22 protein-coding genes are annotated in these 25,149 nt (G+C 30.4%); 4 read left to right on the top strand and 18 right to left on the bottom strand.

The window, feature by feature from the left end; all coding sequences use genetic code 11:
- Positions 1–11: 11 nt before the first annotated feature.
- From IMX26_RS16780 to IMX26_RS16755, 6 genes are all read right to left on the bottom strand, one after another.
- Positions 12–899, bottom strand: a complete 888-nt coding sequence (locus tag IMX26_RS16780) for an AraC family transcriptional regulator (RefSeq protein WP_195159506.1) — start codon at positions 897–899, stop codon at positions 12–14.
- A gap of 135 nt (positions 900–1,034) precedes the next feature.
- Positions 1,035–2,105 (bottom strand): FtsW/RodA/SpoVE family cell cycle protein, encoded by a 1,071-nt coding sequence (locus tag IMX26_RS16775; RefSeq protein ID WP_195159505.1) that lies wholly within the window; start codon positions 2,103–2,105, stop codon positions 1,035–1,037.
- Between the two features lie 136 nt (positions 2,106–2,241).
- The gene (locus IMX26_RS16770) at positions 2,242–2,559 is read right to left on the bottom strand and encodes a PadR family transcriptional regulator (RefSeq protein ID WP_195159504.1); all 318 of its coding nucleotides are present in this window, start codon (positions 2,557–2,559) and stop codon (positions 2,242–2,244) included.
- Between the two features lie 142 nt (positions 2,560–2,701).
- Positions 2,702–3,847 (bottom strand): ABC transporter permease, encoded by a 1,146-nt coding sequence (locus tag IMX26_RS16765; protein ID WP_195159503.1) that lies wholly within the window; start codon positions 3,845–3,847, stop codon positions 2,702–2,704.
- Positions 3,847–4,971 (bottom strand): ABC transporter permease, encoded by a 1,125-nt coding sequence (locus tag IMX26_RS16760; RefSeq protein WP_195159502.1) that lies wholly within the window; start codon positions 4,969–4,971, stop codon positions 3,847–3,849. Before IMX26_RS16760 ends, IMX26_RS16765 begins: the two co-directional genes overlap by 1 nt.
- A 13-nt stretch (positions 4,972–4,984) precedes the next feature.
- A complete protein-coding gene (locus IMX26_RS16755) occupies positions 4,985–5,920 on the bottom strand; it encodes an ABC transporter ATP-binding protein (protein WP_195159501.1) in 936 nt (311 codons plus the stop codon).
- A gap of 235 nt (positions 5,921–6,155) precedes the next feature.
- On the opposite strand from IMX26_RS16755, the gene IMX26_RS16750 reads away from it, so the two are divergent.
- Positions 6,156–7,256: a sensor histidine kinase gene (locus IMX26_RS16750; protein ID WP_195159500.1), complete on the top strand. Its 1,101-nt coding sequence runs from the start codon at positions 6,156–6,158 to the stop codon at positions 7,254–7,256.
- Positions 7,257–7,396: 140 nt separating this feature from the next.
- Positions 7,397–8,017: a response regulator transcription factor gene (locus tag IMX26_RS16745; RefSeq protein WP_195159499.1), complete on the top strand. Its 621-nt coding sequence runs from the start codon at positions 7,397–7,399 to the stop codon at positions 8,015–8,017.
- Positions 8,018–8,305: 288 nt separating this feature from the next.
- Here the strand turns inward: IMX26_RS16745 and IMX26_RS16740 are convergent, their stop codons facing one another.
- From IMX26_RS16740 to IMX26_RS16700, 9 genes are all read right to left on the bottom strand, one after another.
- The gene (locus IMX26_RS16740; protein ID WP_195159498.1) at positions 8,306–8,491 is read right to left on the bottom strand and encodes a hypothetical protein; all 186 of its coding nucleotides are present in this window, start codon (positions 8,489–8,491) and stop codon (positions 8,306–8,308) included.
- A 180-nt stretch (positions 8,492–8,671) separates the two neighbouring features.
- Positions 8,672–9,478, bottom strand: coding sequence for a MerR family transcriptional regulator (locus tag IMX26_RS16735; RefSeq protein ID WP_195159497.1), 807 nt, complete (start codon positions 9,476–9,478; stop codon positions 8,672–8,674).
- A gap of 125 nt (positions 9,479–9,603) precedes the next feature.
- Positions 9,604–9,822: a hypothetical protein gene (locus IMX26_RS16730; RefSeq protein ID WP_195159496.1), complete on the bottom strand. Its 219-nt coding sequence runs from the start codon at positions 9,820–9,822 to the stop codon at positions 9,604–9,606.
- A gap of 211 nt (positions 9,823–10,033) precedes the next feature.
- Positions 10,034–11,779 carry an ABC transporter ATP-binding protein gene (locus IMX26_RS16725; RefSeq protein ID WP_195159495.1) on the bottom strand — a complete coding sequence of 582 codons (1,746 nt, stop codon included), beginning with the start codon at positions 11,777–11,779 and terminating at the stop codon, positions 10,034–10,036.
- On the bottom strand, positions 11,763–13,550 hold the full coding sequence (locus IMX26_RS16720; RefSeq protein WP_195159494.1) for an ABC transporter ATP-binding protein: 1,788 nt from the start codon (positions 13,548–13,550) through the stop codon (positions 11,763–11,765). The genes IMX26_RS16725 and IMX26_RS16720 overlap by 17 nt, the downstream gene beginning before the upstream one ends.
- Positions 13,551–13,658: 108 nt before the next feature.
- On the bottom strand, positions 13,659–14,606 hold the full coding sequence (locus IMX26_RS16715; protein ID WP_195159493.1) for an AraC family transcriptional regulator: 948 nt from the start codon (positions 14,604–14,606) through the stop codon (positions 13,659–13,661).
- Between the two features lie 26 nt (positions 14,607–14,632).
- Positions 14,633–16,039: an energy-coupling factor ABC transporter ATP-binding protein gene (locus tag IMX26_RS16710; RefSeq protein WP_195159492.1), complete on the bottom strand. Its 1,407-nt coding sequence runs from the start codon at positions 16,037–16,039 to the stop codon at positions 14,633–14,635.
- Positions 16,040–16,050: 11 nt separating this feature from the next.
- Positions 16,051–16,734: an energy-coupling factor transporter transmembrane component T gene (locus IMX26_RS16705; protein ID WP_195159491.1), complete on the bottom strand. Its 684-nt coding sequence runs from the start codon at positions 16,732–16,734 to the stop codon at positions 16,051–16,053.
- The gene (locus tag IMX26_RS16700) at positions 16,734–17,342 is read right to left on the bottom strand and encodes an MptD family putative ECF transporter S component (RefSeq protein WP_195159490.1); all 609 of its coding nucleotides are present in this window, start codon (positions 17,340–17,342) and stop codon (positions 16,734–16,736) included. The genes IMX26_RS16705 and IMX26_RS16700 overlap by 1 nt, the downstream gene beginning before the upstream one ends.
- 902 nt (positions 17,343–18,244) lie before the next feature.
- On the opposite strand from IMX26_RS16700, the gene IMX26_RS16695 reads away from it, so the two are divergent.
- Entirely contained in the window at positions 18,245–19,531 is a 1,287-nt protein-coding gene (locus IMX26_RS16695) for a phosphatidylinositol-specific phospholipase C domain-containing protein (RefSeq protein WP_195159489.1), read from the top strand.
- 719 nt (positions 19,532–20,250) lie between these two features.
- Here IMX26_RS16695 and IMX26_RS16690 read toward each other — a convergent pair.
- From IMX26_RS16690 to IMX26_RS18005, 3 genes are all read right to left on the bottom strand, one after another.
- Positions 20,251–21,432: an IS110 family transposase gene (locus IMX26_RS16690; protein WP_243259204.1), complete on the bottom strand. Its 1,182-nt coding sequence runs from the start codon at positions 21,430–21,432 to the stop codon at positions 20,251–20,253.
- A gap of 685 nt (positions 21,433–22,117) precedes the next feature.
- The gene (locus IMX26_RS18010; protein ID WP_243259203.1) at positions 22,118–22,759 is read right to left on the bottom strand and encodes a transposase; all 642 of its coding nucleotides are present in this window, start codon (positions 22,757–22,759) and stop codon (positions 22,118–22,120) included.
- Complete coding sequence (locus tag IMX26_RS18005; RefSeq protein WP_243259202.1) at positions 22,744–23,298, bottom strand: IS110 family transposase; 555 nt, start codon at positions 23,296–23,298, stop codon at positions 22,744–22,746. Before IMX26_RS18005 ends, IMX26_RS18010 begins: the two co-directional genes overlap by 16 nt.
- Positions 23,299–23,964: 666 nt before the next feature.
- On the opposite strand from IMX26_RS18005, the gene IMX26_RS16680 reads away from it, so the two are divergent.
- Positions 23,965–25,071: an HNH endonuclease domain-containing protein gene (locus tag IMX26_RS16680; RefSeq protein WP_195159488.1), complete on the top strand. Its 1,107-nt coding sequence runs from the start codon at positions 23,965–23,967 to the stop codon at positions 25,069–25,071.
- Positions 25,072–25,149 lie beyond the last annotated feature (78 nt).

Genomic DNA, 25,149 nt, shown 5'->3' with positions numbered 1-25,149 from the left:
ATCTCTTTCTTTTATTTATCTTTTATTGGTACATAAATATCCATGCCTTTAAACTCAGTTAAGTCATCATTAAAACTTAGGTGTTCTTCAAACCATTGAAAGTTTTTATCATACTCATATTTGCCTTCTTTAAACCATTCGTTTAAAATTTGCCAGTTTTTCAAAATTTCCATACCAGGGTCTTTACTGTCTTTAAACTTAATACCTAAAATAGCATAAAGGGCACCTTTTAATGTTTTAGTTTTTATTCTTTTATCACTTATAACAGTATTATCATCTATTGTTACACATACTTCATAACCATACTCTTTCTGCTCAGAAGATGTTGGAGATGGATTGTTATAACCAAATATTCTTAGTCGTTGTTTAGTAGGATTTATACCTGTAGTAACTAACCATTCATTCATTACCTTAAAAGCATTTTGCTCTGGATTTTCACCATAATAACAGTAATAAGCAACTTTAACATCTTTAGTTTTTTTCATTAATTTAATATTAGGGTATTTTCTTAACATCTCTTGATCTTGAATCTCAAGGTAGATATCCATAATATTTATCCTTTCGAAGTTAAAATATTTTTCACTGTGTTTATAAACACTAGGTAACTCACCTGCACATCGTTTAAAAGCCCGTGAAAAAGAATCACTACTGGTAAAATCATATTTTATAGCTACGTCTAACACTCTACAGTATGTACCCTTTATTTCATTGGCAGCTAAGCTAATTCTACGTAGTCTAATATACTCCTTAACAGTAAAACCTACTAAAGCAAAGAATAAACGATAAAAACTAGATAATGACATAAAGGCTTTATTAGCAGCATCAGATATAACAATTTTGTTTTGAAGGTTGACTTCAATAAAGTCAATTGACTTTTGAATACGTTCTATATAGTTCACAGAGGACCCCTCTTAAATCTTAAGATATGTAAATCTTATCATAGTTAAAAAATAAATAACCGACTTTTTTTATTTTTTTGAATATATATAAAAAAAAGGCAGTACAATATCTGCCCTTTACTGTTTTATAGAGTTTTAGATAGATACAACATGACCAGACCTAAACACAGACATTAATATACCCATTAAAGACATGTTTATTAATATAGCTAAGTTACCGTATGATATAAATGGTAACGTTAATGGATTCATTATTTGCAACCCTAGATTATATAAATAATAGGAAAACACTTGCATTACATATATTATAAGAATAGTAAAGCCTAAAAACTTACCAAACATGCTTTGCTGTTTAATACATGTTCTAAAGCCTTTAACAATAAACTTAATTATTAACAAACTTATAGCTATAAAAATAAGCCAACCATATCTCATTATTAAAAATAACAAGCAAAAATCAGTACTATATCTAAAGTTAGGTATAAAAGAGTTAATAAACAAACTGCTCTTTCCAAAAATTTTAGCTTCTTTTAGCAGAGATATAACATCTTTGTTTACAAAATTTGAGCTGATTAAAATTGAGCTTTGCATATTAATATAAACAACAATAGCTGTCATAAGTAATAGTAAAAAAAGCCCTAAAGTAATTAAAAAACCTTTAAATTTTTTAATACTAAACCAGTTAATATTGTTAGCATAAACCTGTAAAAATACAAAGCTAAATAACATAATAAATGCACAGGTCATATGCATAGAGTTTATACACATAAAAAAAGGCATTAATAAATATAGCCAGGAACTTAAAAGACCTTTATAACCTTTGCTTTTTTTATTAAAAACTATACTAGCAAACAAAACAGGATATAAAAGCATCACAAAAAAACTATAAAACTGTTTATTTGTTATTGCTGACTTGTTAAATATAAATAGAACCAGTACTAATATAGTTAATAGTGCATAAAAAGTATGTGCTTTTTTTGCTAACATAGTATAATCAAACTTAAGTAAGCCATATAAAACTAAACATCCCAGTACAGTAGCAATAATAACATAAGGCACAGGATAAAAATCACTATTTCTAATTATAAATAATTGAATAACTAAACCTAGTATTGACATAATTGTTATCAATGATAATACCGGCCACTCAATAATAGGAACAAAAATTTTGTTATACTGCTCACCTACTGTTTTGGCTTTACCCATGCTCTTTACAGCTTTTTTATAACCTCATTACATACTTGTTTAAGATAAGTGTTAATATGGTTTCGCACCTTTTTGAATATTATGATGTGCTCTGTAACCTCTCATACTTGTTTAAGATAAGTGTTAACACCTCCTCTTAACACTCGATAACTGCAGAAGTGTATTTACTCCACTCTAATTCTTTTTCAATTAAATGAGCTAAACCATCTTTAGTTATTTTATAGTATTTACGCACTCTACCTTTTTCAGTTTTACTGTCGTAAGATTTTACAAAACCTTTTTTATGTAAGCTATGCAACAGTGGATATAACGTACCTGCTTTTAACTCAAATACATTTTGTGACTGATTAGCTAGTTGTTCAATCATTTCATAACCATACATATCTTTGGCTTCAAGTAGCTTTAATAATAATAAAGTAGTACTGCCTGTTTGTAATGCTTTATTGATTTTCATTTCTTCCCTCTTTCATATGTAGATGGTCTATATATAGAGTATATATAGACCATCTACATATGTCAAGTATTCAACTAGTAAAAAAATAGGAACAGAAATTAATCTGTTCCTACAAAAACTACTTATTAAATACTATTATTAGCTAAATAAATTCATCGTTTTCGTTAGCTCTTTTTATTTTATATGCTACAATCAAAAAGAATACGACTGCAAATAGTAAGGTTATTACAATGTTTATTCTTATATCTGCAAATGATTTTCCCATTTGAATTTTATTTATGGAATCCATTGCCCAAGAATGGGGAATGAACAAGCTTACCTTTTGAAGCATCTTTGGCATTATACTTCTTGGCCAAAAACAACCAGCTAACATACAACTAGGAGTTATAATAAGGGTCCCCAATAAACCTGCGGTAGCTGATGACTTTGAAAACGCCATAATCATCATGCCAATGCCAATAGCAGCAAAGCCAAAAGTAAATAAAATTATAAATAATTGTAAAACTGGAACATAAACATTTACCCCAAACACCTTAGTTATCATAAGTAATACAAAGCATATTTGAATAGTTATAATTAAAATATTTACCAAGACATTCGCAAAAACTATTTGAAAAGGCTTAACTGGTGCTGTACTTATTCTATAATATGTTTTATTACGTTTTTCTTCTAATAACATACTCGAGGTAGTAGATGCTGCTACTAAAACAATCATTATAAACAAACCCATAGATATTTCCGTTGAGCTTTTAGTAATTGATTTATCCTTTATATATGTTGTATTATAAGTAAATTCTCCTTCTTGAAAAGATTTATATATTTTATTAAAGGTTTCAGTATTACCCCCAGATGCTTTATATATATCATTTAAATTATTAATATACATATTGGCAAACTGCTTAATGAATATAGTAGTTTGTTGCCCCTGTATAGACACAACTTCTACATTTTGTTTTACTCCTTTTTTAATTGAGTCAGCAAAACCTTTTGGTATAGAAAATACAAAACTAAGGTTTCGGGAAACAACTTTTTCTTCTACTTCACTATCTTCTATAGGTATTAAAGCGAACTTATTAGTCTTTTCTAAGTAACTTAGCATATCTCTAGAAATCTGGCTATTATCTTTATCTATAACTCCCATAGTGTATTTATAAACATTTGACTTTGCAGTTATGCCAAATATAACACTAGTTATTAAAATAGGAAGAACTAAATAAACAAATATGTTTAACTTTTTTCTAAAAAGCTGTATGAAATTCTTTTTAGTTATACATAAAATATTTTGCATTATAATTCCTCCCTTTTACTAAAGCTTCGTGAAGATAAAACTAACATTATTAAAGCTATACTTAAATTTATGGTTAAAGTAGTAGCTACTGTGTGATATTGTTGTAAATGAATAATATTAAAAATAGATTCATTAACCCATTTCACAGGTGACAACTTTGCAATAGTAGCTAAAGTTTTTCCTCCAAAGTCGTCAATAGGAAAATAACCTCCGCCTAAAAAGACCATAAGTGGTACTCCTAAAGAAATTAAACCATTACCAATCTCTTCTTTTTTTACAATCAAAGCTATTCCTATACCCAAAGAAATGCACATAAATATCTCAGACATAATAATACAGAATACGGTAATTACATCGTTACCATAGTTAACACCTAAAGCAAAAATACTAAAGCTAATTACTAATATCATTTGCAATATAGTTACAATAAAACAACCCACAACTTTTCCTAAAAATAACTTATATTTGGGTAAAGGTGTTTCAATAATACGATCGCCTGTTTTTAAGGTTTGTTCGCGAGTTATGCTACCTAAGCCTGTATTTATTGAATACATAATAATAAGAGTTAACATTGTGATTCCAAAATAATCAATTGATCTTATCTCATTTTCCCCTTTTAATGAAACTACTTTAACGTGATTTGATTTTTTACTATTAAAATTGGCTAACGCTGATGGGTTGATCTTCCCAATTTCATACCGTAAATTAAACTCTTGCACAAAAGTTGACAATAAACTTTCAATAAAACTTGAGGTAGTTGTGCCTTTAGTATTATTTTTAAACATAGTAACAGCTTTGTTTTGCTCACTTAACTCTATATAACAAACATAGTTATTGTTTTCTATTTGTTTAATGGCTTCTTCTTTGTTATTTATTTTTACAAAGTTAATATTCATTTCATTAAGCACAGCTGTGAACTCATTAAAACCTTCATATAGGTGAGACTCAGTATCAATTGTGTAGAGTACAGATACTCCTTCGTAATTAAGCGTACTACTGCTAAACTGTCCTGCAAATACGGTGCTTAAAATCCACATTAAGATTAACGGAAAAAGAATAAAGAGTAATAAAGCACGCCTGTTTCTTAAGCTATGTTTTAATTCTTTTTTTATTATGTTTAACATTTTAATACACCACTTAATCCCTTAGTTTTCTACCTGTTAAAGTTAAAAATACTGTCTCTAAACTAGGTGCTTCACTCTCTATGTTTTTAATAATAACTTCACTTTTATTGAGCAACATAATGATTTTATCCCAATTATTAATCTCTTTTTTATTAGCAATTTTTAGTATGTTATCAATAACCACAACATCTATAACACCCTCTATTTCACTTAATTTATGGGTGTTGATCTTAGAGCTGTCATCTACTGAAATGATAATAGATTTTCGATCACTTACAATAGATTTAAGCTCTGCATTTGTTCCTTCTGCTATCAGTTTACCATGATCAATAATACCTATTTTACTACATAGAGACTCAACCTCTTCCATGTAATGAGTGGTATAAATAATGGTACAACCTAATTGATTAAGCTTTTTTACAGACTCTAAAATATGATTACGAGACTGTGGATCAATGCCTACTGTTGGTTCATCCATGATGATTAGCTTAGGCCTGTGTGCAATAGCACAGGCAATATTTAAACGCCTTTTCATTCCTCCAGAAAAACTTTTAGGAAACTGATTTGCTTTATCTGCTAAATCTACAAACTCTAAAGCCTCTTGAGTTTGCTTTTTTAGTTTTTCTCCCTTTAAACCATAAAGGCTAGCAAAAAAACTTACATTCTCACTTGCTGTTAAATCACTATAGATAGTAATATTTTGAGGCACTATTCCCATGTTTTGTTTGGTAAAGGTACTGTGTTTATCTATATTTTTACCTAAAACTAATACCTCGCCTTTGTTCTTTTTAAGTAAGCCAGATATAATCTTAATTGTCGTACTTTTACCTGCACCATTAGGACCTAACAAGCCATATATTTCACCTTGTTCAATATTCAAACTAATGTTATCAACAGCAATTATGTCCTTAAATTTTTTTGTTAATGCTTTAATTTCAACTATATTCATTATTTCAACTCCCTAATAATTAAAATATTGTTTCCCTATTGATCTAAGCTTTATTTTCCTTAATAACATAGTACAAAATTTAACAAAAAAAAGGTAGTTGAAAAAAGTAAGGTTTTACATGTGACTAAAGTCATGTATTATTAAATAAATAGGTGTGCTAATAAACTTACTTGGCTATACCTGCTAACGTTTAAGGCAATATGATATAATTAAAAAAACAAAAATAGGAGTTATTATGGAGAAGTGGTTTTTATTAAATGAATTTATAGTAATTATTTATTATTGCTGGTATCATTTAAGGCTTGGTACTGTAGAGTTACCTACAATTCTATTGAGCTTATTGCTCTTTGTTTGTTTAAAACTTACATTTTATATACTCAAAAAAATATCTCTAAAAAAAATCTTACTATTTGTTATTTTAGTATTTATCATAATAGTATTTAGCTTTATAGACAAAGCCATAATTTTGCTTTTACCTATTAATGTTTTTTTACTTGCCCATTATTATAAAATCAGTAATATAACTACTAGTATATTAATGTTAACATTACTTCCTTTTATAAATATGAGTATTAAAGCAGAATTTGCACTTTTAATTAATATTAACTGTTTATTATATATAGTAATAAGCAAAGCCTCTTCAGCAATGCAAAGACTAACTGATTTAAATGACTCATTACGTAAAAAAAATCACTATTTGCAAAACCGGTTAGATAAAGATAAAAGCTACGAAAACGAGTTAAAAGAGTTATCTCAACTCGAAGAACGCAATAAAATTGCTCAACAAATACACGATAACATTGGTCACACTATTACAGGAAGTGTGATGCAGTTAGAAGCTGCCAAAGCTTTACTAAAAATTAATCCTGAAAAATCTAGTTCCTTAATAGATTCAACTTTAAAAGTTTTACGAAAAGGTATGGAGCAAATAAGGCAAACCTTAACAGATATTAAACCTAGCTCAGAACAATTAGGCTTACACAACCTTAAGGTGCTTTTAAGTGAAACTCAAAAAGTAAATAGCTTAAAATATAACCTTTTTTATGATGAAAATATAGATGTAATAACTTATTTGCAGTGGAGAGTGATTTTAAAGAATGTAAAAGAGGCTATTACTAATACTGTAAAGTATAGTAAAGCTACAAAGCTGAACATAAAAATTGAGGTACTCAATAAACTTATAAAAGTTGAGGTTAAAGATAACGGAATTGGTGCTTTATCAGTTAAAAAAGGGCTTGGTATCTTAGGTATGGAAGAGCGTACCCAAAACTTAAACGGCACAGTTATTATTGATGGAAGTAATGGTTTTTCGGTTATAACAATACTGCCTCTTTAGGAATAAATGGTCGCTATAATCCACGGCGTAATGAGGTTTTTAGCTTATCAGTTTATTTAACACGAACGATACCGTAATTAGGCTAGTTCTCTATGATTTCTTATTGCATATAATTAATAGATTTGTAAAGGGGTGTAATAATGCCTATTCGAGTTTTAATAGCAGACGATGACTCGCTAATAAGAGAGAGTTTAAAAATTATTTTAGATATGGATAACGAAATTGAGGTAATTTCTTGTGTAGAAAATGGACAAGAGGCTATTAATATTTGCAATAGTTCTAATATAGATATTGCTTTACTAGACATAAGAATGCCTGTGATGAATGGCGTTAATGCCACCAAACAAATTGTTGACAATAGCACTACTCAGGTTTTAATTTTAACTACCTTTGATGAAGATGAGTATATTCGTGAAGCAATAAAAAATGGTGCCAAAGGTTATTTGCTAAAAAACAATACCCCCGATAAAATAAAATCGGCTATAAAAACAATTTACAGTGGTAACTCTGTAATTCAGGGCAATGTTTTAGATAAACTAAGAGATAATATAAATACAGAATCTCATGCGGATATAAAGATGTTTACAGAACGTGAACTGGATGTAGTAAAAGCTATCTCCGAAGGCTTGAGTAATAAGGAAATAGCTGGTAAACTATTTATATCTCAGGGAACAGTTAAAAATTATATTACCTCTATCCTTAATAAAACAAATTTAAAACACAGAACTCAAATAGCTATTTATTATTTAAAAAGTAAGTAAAAGCTATCGCTAAAGCTCCAGCTCGTGGTGTACTTGCTTGCAGCGTGTCGTGTAGTGAATATTTCACAAGTGAAATAAGTGGTGAGCTTACCTACGGTTTCACGTAGTGTATTTGTTTTTAAAACAAATGTATTATTTATTCTATATACTAAGGAGTTTCTTATGAATATAAATTTTTGGACTATGTTGTTCCAACTGTTTAATACAGCTTGTTTAGTTGGCTTAATATGTTTAGTTGTAAAGTGCTTAGTTAAATATATAAAAAGTTAATTTTTATAATAGGTTTTACTAAACTTTTTGCACTAATCTTGATGACTTACACTTGTATATTTGTGGTTTATGTTTACTTCTGCTCAATTTTTTTAATACACTTCGTAAAACTTGTATTATGGTAATTATTAAACCTCCTATTAAAATAGTTATAACCGCCAATATAGTTAATAACATGTTAAATCCCTTTTTTATAATATTCATTTTACGCACTCCTTTAGTTTTTTTATACTGTACTCTTGATTCTCATATAATAAATATTTTACGCTTAAGATATGAGTATAAAATGACTTTAAAGTGACTAATTTGTCATACATCTTATTATTAACAAAGAAATCACCTTTTTAGGGGTGACCTCTGTTTTTGATTTTAATATTTTAATTCTTAACAAATGGGCATAAGCAACTCTGTTAAATAATCTTCTACTTTATTGGCATTATGGGGGCCCTTTAAACAAGATTGTAGGGCAATTCCATTAATAGTATAATTATTGTCTTCAATCCACTTAGCTAAATAAGCATAAGCCTCTTTTAAGTTAGTATAATCACCACTAACTAAAATACTAGCTACCTTATTAACTGGCTCAGTTTCTTTAAATACAAACTCACCTTGAGACTCACCTAACTCATCTACACCTATCATAACCTCAATATCTATATTTTTTTCTTTATAGCTACGATCATGATAAACAGTATAGGAAACTTGGTTTAGCTTAATCCTGTTTTGTTCAGCAAACTCACCTAACTTGCCCCATAACATACCTTCTTGACTATAATCCTCTACAAGCTCTCTTAAAGACACAACTTTATACGATGGCAAAGACTTTAATTGAACATTATAATTCATATTAACACGCTCCTTATTAATATTAGCAATAAAGTCATTGATTTGTTTTAGTCTGGAGAACTGCTCAGTAATACTATTCTCTACCTCGTTTTTTCGTTTAGTTAATAAAGATTTTAAATCATTTAGAGTATCATAATGGCATACCTCTTTAATCTCAGCAACCGAAAAACCCATATCTCGCAGAGATACAATTAAACTAATAGTTGGTATTTGATATGCCGAATAGTATCGATAGCCAGTAGTCTCATCACTAAAATGAGGTTTAAACAAGTTAGTATTATCGTAATACCTTAACATACGGATAGAAACCTGAGTAAGTTTTGAAAAATCACCAATTCTAAACAAAAAGTCAACTCCTTTTGCTTAATAATAGATTACGTATTAAATGATACTGTCTCACACCATGGTAGAGTCAAGATACAAAAAATTTATTCTCAGTTATAAATTGTAGTAACCATAGTATAAGAAAACTACTGGTCTTTATTTTTTTTATCTCTTCTACGTTTAATTTGCAAATACAAACTACTTGCAAAACTGGTAACTAATAAAAATATGATAACGATATCTAAAAATAATCTATCATTACTACCAGCTTTAATATTTACATACATTTCATACAGCCAATAAATTAACAAACCACCCGAAAAAAGAGGCAGTAGTTTTAAGTAAAAGTTTTTTATACTATTCATTTTATCCTCCATACTTTAAACATTATTGATTATCATATTTTATTACTAATTTAAGCTAATTAATTATGTTAATTATACTTGTGTTATTGTATTAGTGTCAAAAAAAGCAGGTAAACATATTAGTCTACCTGCTTGTGTTTTTAATTAATTATTTACTAAAAAATAATTTATAATTTTGCTTAAGTTAAAGAGTAACTTATATTTATTAATTTTAGATACTCCAACCCTCGGCCTTTTCTCTTATAGTTAAATATTTCTTGTATATTCCTGTTTCGTTTTTAAGGCTTTCATGTCTTCCTTTTTGAGATATCTTGCCATCTTCAATAACTAATATTTGATCAGCATGTTTAATAGTTGCTAATCTATGGGCAATTATAATAATTGTTTTACCGTGAGTAAGATTATTTACCGCAACTTGAATATGATGTTCATTCTCAGGGTCAACACTTGCTGTAGCTTCATCAAGAATTACTATAGGAGAATCTTTTAATATTGCTCTAGCAATACTTATGCGTTGTTTTTCACCACCAGATAAAGATGAGCCACCCTCTCCAATTACAGTGTTGTAACCCTTGGGTAATTGCATAATAAACTCATGACACCTAGCTGCTTTGGCTGCTTTAACAACATCTTTGAAATTTACATTGGGATTTCCAAACTTTATATTATTTAACACAGTATCTTTAAATAAGTAAACATTTTGAAAAACCATGCTAATATTTTTTAGTAAACTATCGCAAGTTAGTTTTTTAATGTCTGTGCCACCAATTAAAATATTACCACTATTTGGGTCATAGAATTTAGCTATTAGTTTGCAAATAGTTGTTTTTCCGCTTCCGGATGCACCTATAATAGCTGTAGTGGTATTTTGAGGTATTTTAAAAGACATATTTTTAAGTATTTCACGTTTATCATAAGAGAATGTTACATTATTAAATTCTATATCATAGTTATTTAATTTAATGTCTTTACCGTCTTTATCAATAAACTCGGCTTGTTTAATAGTATCTATTTTATCCATATTTTTATTTATTATTTCTAAAACATGAATTGCATTATTAATTATTTCTACATTACTAAAGAGTGTAAATGAGAAAATTAACATCATAACCATGGTAGGCAAACTCATAGTGCCTTGTAAAGCAAAATAAGATGAGCCCAATACAATAAGCACCGAAGCTACTTTTAAAAAGAACTGATGTAAACAATTGCAAGGAACAAATTGCTTTTCTATTTTAATGTTTATCTTTTTACTGCACTGATAAGCTTCAGCTATATTTTTAATGGCAATGCCCTGCTGACCAAAGGCTTTAATGACTGGCAAACCTAGTATATATTCTAAAGTAGAACCGGTCATTTTTTCACTAGCTGTAAGGTGTTGTGCAGCATTATTTCTACTTTTTTTACCCAATAAAGACAAAGCAAAACCAGACAGCAATATTCCTGCTACCGCAACTAAAGCTAACTGCCAGTTAAAAAATGCTAAACACAATACCATAGTAAAAGAGCTAATATATCCATTAACAACTGTATCTATCATTTTCATTCCATAAAGCTCCATATAAGATAAATCTGTTGTTACGGCCGAAGTTAAATCTCCAGCATTATTCTTTTGAAAAAATCCTAATGGAACTCTTTTTAAAATACTGCCTATTTCATTACGCTCTTTAGAAGTCATTTCGTAAGCAATGCTTTCTTGAAAACACGCTTTTTTGTAGGCAGTATAAAATCGCAATAAAGTAGCTACAACTAAGGCAATAAACACCAGTAATATAGTAGAACTAGAAATATTACTTTTGTTATTAGTGTCAGTAACAATTAAGTTAAAGGTATAAGCCGCCGCCATTATTGGAAAAGCTGTAAACATTGTGTTAAAAAATGAGCAAACAAAACCCTTATACAGTCGATGTTTATATTCACCGGTCCAGTTTATTAGTCTTTTAATTATTTGAAACATGTGCCTGCTCCTCTCTGCTATAACCTGCTGCCCATTGTTTGGCACCTATGTGGGATTGCCACATATTATTATATAGCTGACAACTCGCTAATAACTCTTGCTGTTTACCACTTTGCACAACCTCACCATTATTCATAACAACTATTTGATTAGCATCTTTAACGGTAGATAGTCTATGTGCAATAACCAATAGGGTTTTACCTTTAGTAAGTTCAGCAATAGATTTTTGAATTTTATGCTCATTTTCGGGGTCAGTAAAGGCAGTGGCTTCGTCTAATATAACTATAGGTGCATTTTTTAAAATAGCTCGCGCAATAGCAATTCTTTGACGCTCACCTCCTGAGAGCTTACCCCCCGCTTCTCCAGCTGTGGTATGATAACCATTTTTAAGTCTTTTAATAAACTCATCACACTGAGCCCTTTTAGCTGCCTCATAAACCTGCTCATCACTAGCACTAGGATTACCCAGCCTAATGTTTTCTAATAAAGAGCTATTAAATAAAAAGTTATTTTGATTAACATAACTAATAGAATTACTAAGTTGCTGTAAAGGTATATTTTTTATATTTATTCCACTTAATTCTATAGACCCAGTATCTACATCCCAAAAACGTGACACTAATCTTGCTACCGTAGACTTACCACTGCCCGAAGGTCCTACTAAGGCTGTAAACTGACTTTGAGGTATTGTTAAATTAACCTTATTTAAAGCCTTAACCTCTCCGTTTTCACCGGTATATGAAAAGCTAACATTATTTAATTTAATATCATAATTAGTAAGCTTAACCTCTTTAGTGCAGTTAGGTAATTCATTAAGATCTAATAGTTTTTGAGCATCATTTACGGCATACTCTATTGCTTTCATATCATTTATGGCAGTAGTAAACCACATTAATGGAGCAATGATTCCTAACGATAAAATTAAACATATTGCAAACTCAGCAGGGTTGATTATAGATTTACTATATAAATACAATCCCATTGGTATGGTTCCTAATAGAGATGAAGGTAAGATAACGGTTGTAAAGTTTAACAATTTCCAGGTGCTATGAAACCAAGCTAAAGTATAATCTCTAAACATCTTTACAGCATTGGAAAATTTTTCATAGGACTTATTCGATTGACTAAATGCTTTTATAACCTCTATACCACTTACATATTCAACAATTACACTATTAACATAGTTACTTGTTTTCATGTAATCAGCGTATTGTTTATTAAAGTTACGCATTAAAAAAACACACGAAACAGCCGCAATAGGAACTGTAGCTAATGAGCTTAAGGCCATTCGCCAATCTATTGTAAACAAGTAACAAAACACAACTATTGGCAATACAATATTTGAAATTCCTTCGGGAATCATGTGTGCCAAAGGTATTTCAATTGTTTCAACCCTGTCCACAATAATATTTTTTAATTTGCCAGAGGTTTGATTTAACACCGAACCCAAAGGGGCTTTCATCATTTTATTAATTATTTTCAATCTTATTTGCTCTAAAATGGTGTAAGCAGAAATATGAGATATTACAGTTGAGATACCATGAAAAATAATTTTTATCATGTATCCTAACAAACAAATTGCCGACCAATACAATATATTTTGCACATTAGCTGTGCCTTTTATAAATAATTGAAGTATTTGATATACCCCAATGTAAGGTATTAAGCTTCCTGCAACGCTTATTATGGCAAAAATCACTGACAAAGTCAGTTTAAATTTACAAATAGAAGCGCATTCAATTATGGTTTTGAGCCAATTTTTATTCTTCATTTGCCTCTCCTTATTAAAAAATGTAGATTAGTTAGCTCAACCTAACTTATCTACATTTTAAGTTATTTGCTTTAACATTACAGCTCCATTAAGATAATAAGACTCCGTTTAGACAAAGGATTTTCGATACTCTAAGGGAGACTTTCCCATTACTGATTTAAACGCTACTGAAAACTTGCTAGGGCTCTCATAGCCAACTAAGCCAGCAATAGTTACAATATTATACTTACTTTGGCGTAACATAACTGCGGCCTGATTCATTCTATATGCCTTTAAATAAGCATAGATTGAAGAACCATAAACACCCTTAAAACATTTTTTCATGGCAGTAAGTGATATCTCAAACTTTGCTGATAATTCGTTTAAGGTATAGTGTTTATTTAAGTCTTTAGTCATAAACAACTCAATAGCCTTAATTTTTTCTACCTGACTTTTATAAAAATAGGGCCGTTTTTCACCAGCATTTTCTGACTCTAGTGCGCTTAAATATAATAAAAGCTCTAAAATTTTTATTTTAAAATACTGTTTTTTTATGGCTAGTGGCACTGAATATAATTCTGAAAAAATATGCTCAATAGAGGTGCCGGATCTTATTACAAAGGATCTGTCGTTTTTACAAAACTTATCTTTGAGTTTATACAAATCTACCGAAAAGCCTTGCAAACAATTAGCAACAGCATCACATGCCTCTTCTAAAAAAAATGCTATAGTAATACCGTGATAATGACGCAAAGGAAACTCAAAGTTACCCTCATGCTGATACCTGTTGTCTATTCTTAAGTCACGAGCTTTTAAGTAGAGATAAGAGTTGTTATCTGCCTCCCATTGAATTCGACCCTCTCGACAGTGGTCTATACAAAACATATCTTCATTGATATGTACTGTTGACTTAAAGTATTGCATATGAAAATTGTTATACATTAAATAGACACCAGGAAAAACCGTATAACAGGTCATAGTTCCTTCACCTGTATCACCTTTAATTTCATATATTACACAATTTTCATCTTTACATACTACATTAAGATATTCATCAATACCTTTACCAAGCAGCATAGACCTACCTCCGTGTACATTGCTTATTAATTGTTTATAACATGTACTGTATTTTTTATTATATTAATTGCTTTACTACAGGTTAAATTTAAAAACTCTATGTCGTGAGTAATTATTAAAATTATATGTTTTTCAGCTAACTGCTTAATAGTATTGCTAACTGCCAACATATGTTCATAATCTAGTCCACTTGTTGGTTCATCAAAAATAAGGATTTTTTTATTAGATAATAAGCCAGTTGCAATTGCTAAACGTTGTTTTTGACCTCCTGATAAAGCCATAGGATGACTCTCCAAATACTCATATAAGTTAAAATACTTGAGTAAATTATTTATATCATCCTCATTATTGCTAACATTAGATATCTCACATTCATTTTTTACACTGTCTGCAAATAGCTGATGATTAACATCCTGCATAATCATAAAGCAGGATTTATTGCGTTGTTTAGGCTTTAATTGTTGATTATTTAAGCTTATAGTACCCGCTGATTCCTTAATAAGACCTGCAAGGCAACGCATTAGGGTAGTTTTACCTGATCCGTTATCACCTACAAAACCTAGAATTTCACCCTCATTGGCAGAAAAGCTTATATTATTTATTATAGCTTTATTTTTTATTTTACACGATAAGTTTTTAACAACTAAATCGGCTTTTTCATTAAGTTTTTCTGTGATTTCATGTGGCAGCTCACTTTTAAACAAAGAACGTAGCCCTAACTTTTTACGGTGCTCTAAACTGAGTGCATTAAACTCTTCGGCTGTAAACACCTGCTCTATTGCTCCATCGTTTAAATAAACCACTGTATCAACTAAATCCTTAAGGTAAAAAAGTCGATGTTCTGCAATTAAGATTGTTTTACCTTGGCTTTTTATAATCTTTAATTGCTCTTTTAATATTTCTATAGATTTATAATCAAGGTTGGCTGTTGGTTCATCTAACACATAAATATCAGGATTCATAGTATAAACCGAAGCAAAAGCTAAGTTTTGTTTTTCACCACCAGACATATTAAATATATTTCTATTCAATAGTTTGTTTATTTTTAAGGCATTAATGGTATTGTTTAATCTTTGTTTGATGTGTGTTGGATTTATGCCTCTATTCTCTAAGGCGAATACCAGTTCACTATTAGAGTCAATATTAAAAAACTGTGATTTTGGGTTTTGAAATACTGAACCTATTTTTTGAGATAAAACAAACATTTTTGCATCTTTAATATTTAAATTAGCAGCAAAAACACTACCCTCATAAGGGCAGTGTTCTGTAAAATGAGGTATTATACCATTAACCAACTTAGTGAGAGTTGTTTTGCCACAACCACTCTTGCCACACAATAACACACACTGCCCTGGTTTTACATGTAAATTTATATCTTTTAAAATCTTTTTTTCACTATTATAAGCAAAGTTTATATTATTAATATTTATCATTCTTTTTATTCCTATCTCATTACTAAAGCCATAGCTATAAAGCCTAAACCTATAACTAAACAAAGGTAATCTGATGCCCTAAAGTTCATTTCTACTATGCTTGTTTTTTTAACAGGGTTTTCTATACCCCTAGTAACTGCTGCTGCCCCTAGTTCTTCTGCTGTATTAGTGGCTGAAATCATTAAAGGCACTAAACAATATTCTAGCTTAGATACCCCCCTTATATCACGTAATTTAAGAGCATCCCTTATATAAGACATTTCTTCTTTAATAGCAGGAAAGTATCTCATTGTAATTGATAAAGGAATGATTATTTGCTGTGGAAACTTCCATTTTTGCAAAGCAATAATCAAATGTCTTACTGGTGTTGTTCTAACAATAATTGTGCCCAACATAAAACAAGGGAAAAATTTTCTTGAATACAGTGATAACACCGAAAAAGTTGCTTTTATAAAAGTTGGTGATACAGGCAACACATAATACTGTACACATAACAAAGTTATATAAGCTGTAAGCCACTTTAAAGCCAAACTTTTGCAATTACACATAACCTGCAAAAGCGCTATACTACCAACTAAAATAGCTTCAACATATACTGATCTTTGAATAAAAGTTACAATATTCACTATTATTAAAAGCAACATAAATGTTCTTGGATCTAACACATAGTTTTTATTAGTTAGAGCCTTAAACATTACACAATACCAGCTTTTTTAAAGTGCTTTTTAAACAAAGATTTGGCGATATATGCACCTATTACTGCTCCTATTACAGGTGCAACAAATAACACTACTAACATTTCTGTTGAAGCAATTTTTTGTAGTATATTTAAATAGCTTTCTGAAATACCCTGCCCAGCTATTTGACTTAAAAAGCTATCTTTAAATACCCATAAAGGTAGAGGAGAACCAGTCATGCCTAAAGAAAAAAATACAAAAGATAACATATTGCCTTTAAATCCTTTATACTTAGTAATATAACGAACTAACTCAGCTATAACACAAGAAACTACAAAAGTTATTAAAATAATTAAGGTAAATTGTCCTGTTAAAAAGTATAACAAGCCAGAGATTAATCCCATTGTAAATACTGCCCCTAATTTTTGAACCTTAGAGGTCATAATCATATAAGGAACGCCAGTTAACAAAGCAATTATGCCAGGCATTAAAATCCAAATATATGGTGAAAAACCTGAGCAAAGCATAACAGCAAAGTTAAGAGCAAAGTAAATAGCAGAAAAAATACCTATAGTTATTAAATCCTTACCTTGAATTGTTTTTGTTTTTTGGGGTGTGTTTATCATAATAATCCTCCTAAAAATCTATTATTTGTTAGTTACACCTAACTAATGTACCAATAAAAAATACCTGCAAGGTATTTTTTTTAGAACTCAATTCAAATTATACTTATTTTGCTCATTTTCTCTACTCCATTTTGGCTTTTATGTTCCATTTAGACCACTTAAGTATAATGATTATTAGTTTCAATATTAACAATTTAACAGTTAAAGGGTTAAAAGTTGTAGGGAATGTGCCTCTGTGCCATTCCGTTTTTGGTTTCAACCACTAAGTATATATTTTATTTTAATTTGGTAGTTTTGAAGTATCAGGTTTTAAAATGGTCATTCAAAATAAGTGATTAAAAAATTGAAACCGCAAAGAGCGCCAAGGGAAAAGAATAGTTTTTGGTAGATGAAATCTCTACGCATCAGCATTGTAATTTGAGTAAATCTACTTCTGTTATTTGGTTTAACCACTAAGAACAACCAAGGACACAAAGAACAAGACAAAACATTACCTAGAGTTAGGTTAAATTCGTAGTGACAGGCCTTGTGTCTGTCTTTTCATTTAGAACCGTTCTTCCATCGTTCCCCTATTATCCTACCATAGTTCTACAATTGTTTTATGCTATTATGTTCTATACTTTATCAATTCTACATATGGTACTTGTATGCAATTAAAAAATAATACCTATATTTTGCAATTGCTAATTATTATTTAAGTGATATGTATCACTTAAGATTAAACTATGAAAGGAAGTATGTTTATGAAGTATCATGATAATACGGTTGAATTCTCAATAGGGGGGAATTATTCATTAATAGGCGGAGAGTATACTGTCGAAGATTTTTATGTACCACATGAACAGGATCCTGATGATCATATTTATTACGGATTAAAGAAACATTTTGGATCTAATGGCGAAATGACTTTTCGTATAGGTCGTCACGGATCTGATAGGGTAGCTAATTGGTTTAAGCGTAGAATCCCAGCAAATCAAACAACTTTCAATCATAATCCAGGCAAATTGAATTTCGGTTTCATGGGCACCTTAAAACTGACAATTACAGGTGGTATTCTGGGAAAAGGAAAGGATACTTTCACCTTTAAAAACATCGGTATTGCTCAAGGACATGCTGGTGCTAGCAATAATTGGTGGTTTGGTGGACAAAACTGCTCATATATTGGTAATCACAGAGTGCTTGGCAGTGGTATAAATTCTAAAAAAATACCCGTGCAATTTGTTTTTTTACGCGGAGGTAATAGTGTTAACAAGATTGAAGTAACACCACAGACACTTATAGATTTAAAATCATGGATGGGAAGGTTGGGTAAAGATACTAAGCTTGAAGAAGTTATTATGCCAGGCAGCCATGATGCAGGTATGTCTGAAACACATCATTGTAATCCTCCCATACTTGCTGATCCATATACTAAAACCCAAAATGAACCTATTGGCTCTCAATTGGTTAATGGATCAAGGTATTTTGATATCAGGGTAGATTATGACCATGATGAACTAGTTACATATCATCGTGAAGGCAAGTATGGCTGTAATGGTCAAGACTTAAAGAATGTTTTTGATGAGGTCACAGCATTTTTAAATGCTCACAATACAGAGACAGTAATCTTCAAGGTTTCTCATATCCGCGGCGATAGTGGTCATAATAAATCTGAAACCAAAGAAAAAATTGATAAATTCTTAAATAGTTATAGCTCTGTGTTCTATACATATAAAGACAATAATAATGACAATAATAATGACAATAAAAAAGTAAATCTGGCTAAATTAACCCTCAGTGAACTTAGGGGTAAATTAATTCTAGTTTTTGACTATAGTAAGCCCATTGACGAAAGTACAGGTAGATTCCGCTATGAGGATGGTATGAAAACAAAATCTAATGCGAATCTTACAGTATATGATAGCTATTCTAATACCAACTCATATTCTAAGATGAAGGATGATCAATTGGCGAAGTTTAAAGAGTGGACTAAAATTCCTAGTAAAGATACCGGGCTGTTTTTGCTTTCATGGACACTTACAGCAAAACCAGGTGGTAGCTATATATTAGAGTTGGCAAAGCAAGCAAATTCAAAACTGCCTGATGTATTGTATGATGTAATAAGTAGTTCAAGCAAAAAACCTAATATTGTATACATTGATGGATTAAATAGTGTAAGCGCACAAAGCATCGTTTTGCATAACTTCTAAGGTTGGCGGATTTAAGTCTGCTTTACCTCAAAGCACACGAGAAAAGATAAATCATAAAGGTTAACTTTGTAGTGACAGTCCTTGTGTCTGTCTTTTCTTTTAGTATTAAGTAAAAGAGTACTGTGCCATTCCTGTGTTTGGATAAAACCACTAAGTAAGTATTATATTTTGATTTGTCAGTTTTAAAGTATGAGGTTTAAAAATGATCATTAAAGATAAGAGCTTATAAACATTGTAACCACAAAGAACGCCAAGGACACGAAGAGGTTAAAGCTTATAGTAAGTTATTGGTTTAAAAATGAAAATTTCACTACAGATTGTTGTAGGGAATGTGCCTTGTGCCATTCCTGTGTTTGGAGTCAACCGCTAAGTAAGTATTATATTGTGATTTGGTAGTTTTGAAGTATGAGGTTTAAAAATGGTCATTAATGATAAAACCTTAAAAGATTGTAACCACCAAGGACTCAGAGGTTTACGTTGTAGGGAATGTGCCTTGTGCCATTCCGTTTTTGGTTAAAACCACTAAGTAAGTATTATATTTTGATTTGTCAGTTTTAAAGTATGAGGTTTAAAAATGATCATTAAAGATAAGAGCTTAAAAACATTGTAACCACAAAGACTAACTATGTTAAGTCAAGTGTTAAATTAAAATAATTTTGAACACACACTCAAATAAGAGTAGAAATCTACTCTTATTTTTTATACAGTATTTTAGTTTCCTAACTAGCTTTAAATATTACATTATTTCTAAGCAAGTGATATATTACTCTAATTAATTTTCTTGCAACATGAGATAGAGCAACGAAATAATGCTTACCCTCATTTAGTTTTTTATTGAGATAATCTTTAAACACTGAATCATACATAGCTACTGATCTAGCAGCACTAATTAAAGCTGCTCTAAGATAAGTTGAACCTCGCTTAACCATCTTGCCATTGCCTTTGAATTTTCCAGATTGCTTAGTTGAAGGATCTAAACCAGCATAGGCCAAAAGTTTAGAAGGTGAACTAAAGTTATGAATTGAGCCTATCTCAGATAATATGATAGAGCCATACACAATTGAGATCCCTGGTATTGAGAGTATTGGTGAATCAAGCCCTATCATCATGCCTTTAATTTCTTGCTCGATATTCTTGATTCTTTTCTGACATGCTTGTACTTCTTCTATGCTATATACTAAGTCCATCTCATGCGACTTACAAACTACACCAATAGAGTTTTGAGCTAGTTTTTTTATTTTTATAGCTGTATCTTTGGTATATTTCCCATTAGAATTTTTTGTTAATATATTGGTTAACTTAGTGAGGTGTGCTTTTTTTAGAGACTCAGCAGATGGGTATTCCTTTAGTGCTTCATACATTGATTTTTGGTGTATTGAAGGGAAATTTTGCTTTAGCTCTGGAAAGGTACAGCTTAGGATTCTTGTAATAGATATTTTATGAAAACTGCATATTTTTACCCAGCGAGTTCTTATTCTTGTTAGAGATTTAATCTCGTTTATATGGTATGATATTGGGGTGTAGGGCTTGTGGTCTTCAGTGTGCAATATTTTGGCAATCATTTTTGCGTCTATCTTATCTGTTTTTGTTTTGCGAAGGGTCTGAGCTTTTCGATAAAGGTTAGTGCTGAGTGGGTTTAGTACTACTAAGTTAAAGCCCTTTTCATACAGGTAGTTACGTATATTATTGCTATAATGCCCTGTAGACTCAAGTCCAATTTTTATCTTGCTCTTATTTACCTTTGGTATCTTGGATAATAGTTTTTCAAACCCAGCTTTATTATTGGCTATTGTAAATACTTCTTCTATTACTTCACCCTCAGAGTTAACAATAAAACAGTCATGTTTTGTACTCGCTACATCAATTCCTACATAGATCATTAATTGACCTTCTCCTTTCATTGATGCTGTTATTCCATCAGCTTTATGTTCTATATCCTTGCTAGAGATAAAACGTCTATGCGTTATCTAACTAATTAATAGTTGTAACATAAAGCTGTGGTTATGGTCTTTGTGAAATAGTCTAAGCTATAGAACACAAGTAATAATCCACAGCATCTGTTACTTTGATTATACGCTATATTTCTAATAGCTTAACCACTCTTTTATTATACAAGAACGCTAAGGACACGAAGAGGTTAAAGCTTATAGTTAGTTAATGATTTAAAAATGAAAATTACACTACAGATTTTTGTAGATGTGCCTTGTGCCATTCCGTTTTTGGGTTAACCACTAAGTAGGTATTATATTTTGATATGGTAGTTTTGAAGTATGAGGTTTAAAAATGGTCATTAATGATAAAACCTTAAAAGATTGTAACCACCAAGGACTCAGAGGTTTACGTTGTAGGGAATGTGCCTCTGTGCCATTCCTGTGTTTGGATAAAACCACTAAGTAAGTATTATATTTTGATTTGTCAGTTTTAAAGTATGAGGTTTAAAAATGATCATTAAAGATAAGAGCTTAAATACATTGTAACCACAAAGACTAACTATGTTAAGTCAAGTGTTAAATTAAAATAATTTTGAACACGCACTTAAATAAGAGTAGATTTCTACTCTTATTTTTTATATAGTATTTTAGTTTCCTAACTAGCTTTAAATATTACATTATTTCTAAGTAAGTGATATATTACTCTAATTAATTTTCTTGCAACATGAGATAGAGCAACGAAATAATGTTTACCCTCATTTAGTTTTTTATTAAGATAATCTTTAAACACTGAATCATACATAGCTACTGATCTAGCAGCACTAATTAAAGCTGCTCTAAGATAAGTTGAACCTCGCTTAACCATCTTGCCATTGCCTTTGAATTTTCCAGATTGCTTAGTTGAAGGATCTAAACCAGCATAGGCCAAAAGTTTAGAAGGTGAACTAAAGTTATGAATTGAGCCTATCTCAGATAATATGATAGAGCCATACACAATTGAGATCCCTGGTATTGAGAGTATTGGTGAATCAAGCCCTGTCATCATGCCTTTAATTTCTTGCTCGATATTCTTGATTCTTTTCTGACATGCTTGTACTTCTTCTATGCTATATACTAAGTCCATCTCATGCGACTTACAAACTACACCAATAGAGTTTTGAGCTAGTTTTTTTATTTTTATAGCTGTATCTTTGGTATATTTCCCATTAGAATTTTTTGTTAATATATTGGTTAACTTAGTGAGGTATGCTTTTTTTAGAGACTCAGCAGATGGGTATTCCTTTAGTGCTTCATACATTGATTTTTGGTGTATTGAAGGAAATTTTGCTTTAGCTCTGGAAAGGTACAGCTTAGGATTCTTGTAATAGATATTTTATGAAAACTGCATATTTTTACCCAGCGAGTTCTTATTCTTGTTAGAGATTTAATCTCGTTTATATGGTATGATATTGGGGTGTAGGGCTTGTGGTCTTCAGTGTGCAATATTTTGGCAATCATTTTTGCGTCTATCTTATCTGTTTTTGTTTTGCGAAGGGTCTGAGCTTTTCGATAAAGGTTAGTGCTGAGTGGGTTTAGTACTACTAAGTTAAAGCCCTTTTCATACAGGTAGTTACGTATATTATTGCTATAGTGCCCTGTAGACTCAAGTCCAATTTTTATCTTGCTCTTATTTACCTTTGGTATCTTGGATAATAGTTTTTCAAACCCAGCTTTATTATTGGCTATTGTAAATACTTCTTCTATTACTTCACCCTCAGAGTTAACAATAAAACAGTCATGTTTTGTACTCGCTACATCAATTCCTACATAGATCATTAATTGACCTTCTCCTTTCATTGATGCTGTTATTCCATCAGCTTTATGTTCTATATCCTTGCTAGAGATAAAACGTCTATGCGTTATCTAACTAATTAATAGTTGTAACATAAAGCTGTGGTTATGGTCTTTGTGAAATAGTCTAAGCTATAGAACACAAGTAATAATCCACAGCATCTGTTACTTTGATTATACGCTATATTTCTAATAGCTTAACCACTCTTTTATTATACAAGAACACCAAGAACACCAAGAACACCAAGAGGTTAAAGCTTATCGTTAGTTATTGATTTAAAAATGGTAGTTATGAGTTATATTTTATATGGTTTTTAACCACAAAGTGCGCAAAGGGACTAGAAGAGTTATTGGTAAAATATAATCTCTACGCCTCAGCATTGTAATTTGTATTAGTCTACTTCTATTTTTTTAATTTTACCACCAAGAACTCAAAGGACACGAAGAGGTTTAAATACTTAGTAAGTATTAGGTTTTAAAATGACAACTTTGCCTTGAACTGAAAGTGTTGTAGGGAATGTGCCTTGTGCCATTCCTGTTTAATTATACAATATAGATTTATCGAAAATGAGTTGCGTAAAAATCTATAAAATAGCAATCTCTAATAATTTATGAAGGTAATCTAGTCAGTTCTATCGAAGTGATAGCTATTATATAAATAGGAGAAATATTATGTATCTGCTACCACAATACCAAGAACTTAATATAATTGGTTTTCAGAACATGTTAGATTATAAAAACCTAACTAATAGCTATAAAATTTACTGGCTTTATGCAGTATTACATGAAGTTAAGCTAGGCAATACTGTCTTAAGCTTCAATAACTTAGCATTAAGAATGATTACAAAAAGCTGGTACTCAATTACACAGTTTAAACTTAACTTTGGTCAACAAGATGATTTAGGGAAAATAGTATTAGCTATTTACCAAGATTATAGCTTAACTAGTAATATTAAAGAACATGACTTATATGACTTTTTATTAAGCATAAAAGATAATAAAGATATAAAGCAATACATAAAAAAACTTTGTAAATATGTGCCTTATAGATTAATAAGGTCTTTTTACTGTTTTAAAGCTGAAGATTATAAGGTTAATAAAATTATTGAAAAATTATCTAATGAAAGCGATATAGCTTTATACAAAGTAAGTAAAGAGAAAAAAGAGATTAATATTCATAAACACTGGTGTAACTATATAACAAAAAACCAAACCATAATAGATGGTTGGTTAAAATACAAGCTAATTTACTTTTTACAGAAAAGAAACCCTAATAGCCCTGCTATCTTACATAAACTAGAAGCACCCCAAACAAGAAACTTAACAAAAGCCAAAGAATATTGGAATCAAATAATGAGTATTACTAATATTAATGACATATATACTGGCTTGCCTTTTACAGATGAATATGTAGCTCAACATGGCTCAATTAGTCTCGATCATTTTATACCTTGGAGTTTTGTACTACACGATGAAGTCTGGAATTTAGTACCAACATTTAAGAATATAAACTCAGCTAAAAACGACAAATTGCCATCTTTAGATAAATACTTAAATACTTTTTGTGATATTCAGTACCAAGGTCTAAAGACAGCAATTAACTTTTATATAAAAAGTAAAGCCAAAGAAAACTTTTATAATGTTCATAGTGACTTACTTAATAAAGAGCTATTATGTAATGATACACAGTATAAAAAGCTATTTTTTGATAGTATGAGACAGACTATCGCTCCTTTGCATCAGTTGGCTTTGAATCAGGGGTTTATAGAAACATGTTAATATATACCATTAAAATAGTAGTTTTAAGTACTATAACTAAAGATTTTAACTATAAAAATATAATGTTAAGGCAAGTGA

The sequence above is a fragment of the Clostridium sp. 'deep sea' genome (assembly GCF_014931565.1).
GTDB lineage: Bacteria > Bacillota > UBA994 > PWPR01 > PWPR01.
The sequence above is the reverse complement of the archived record's forward strand: the minus strand, read 5'-3'. Positions and strand labels throughout refer to the sequence as shown.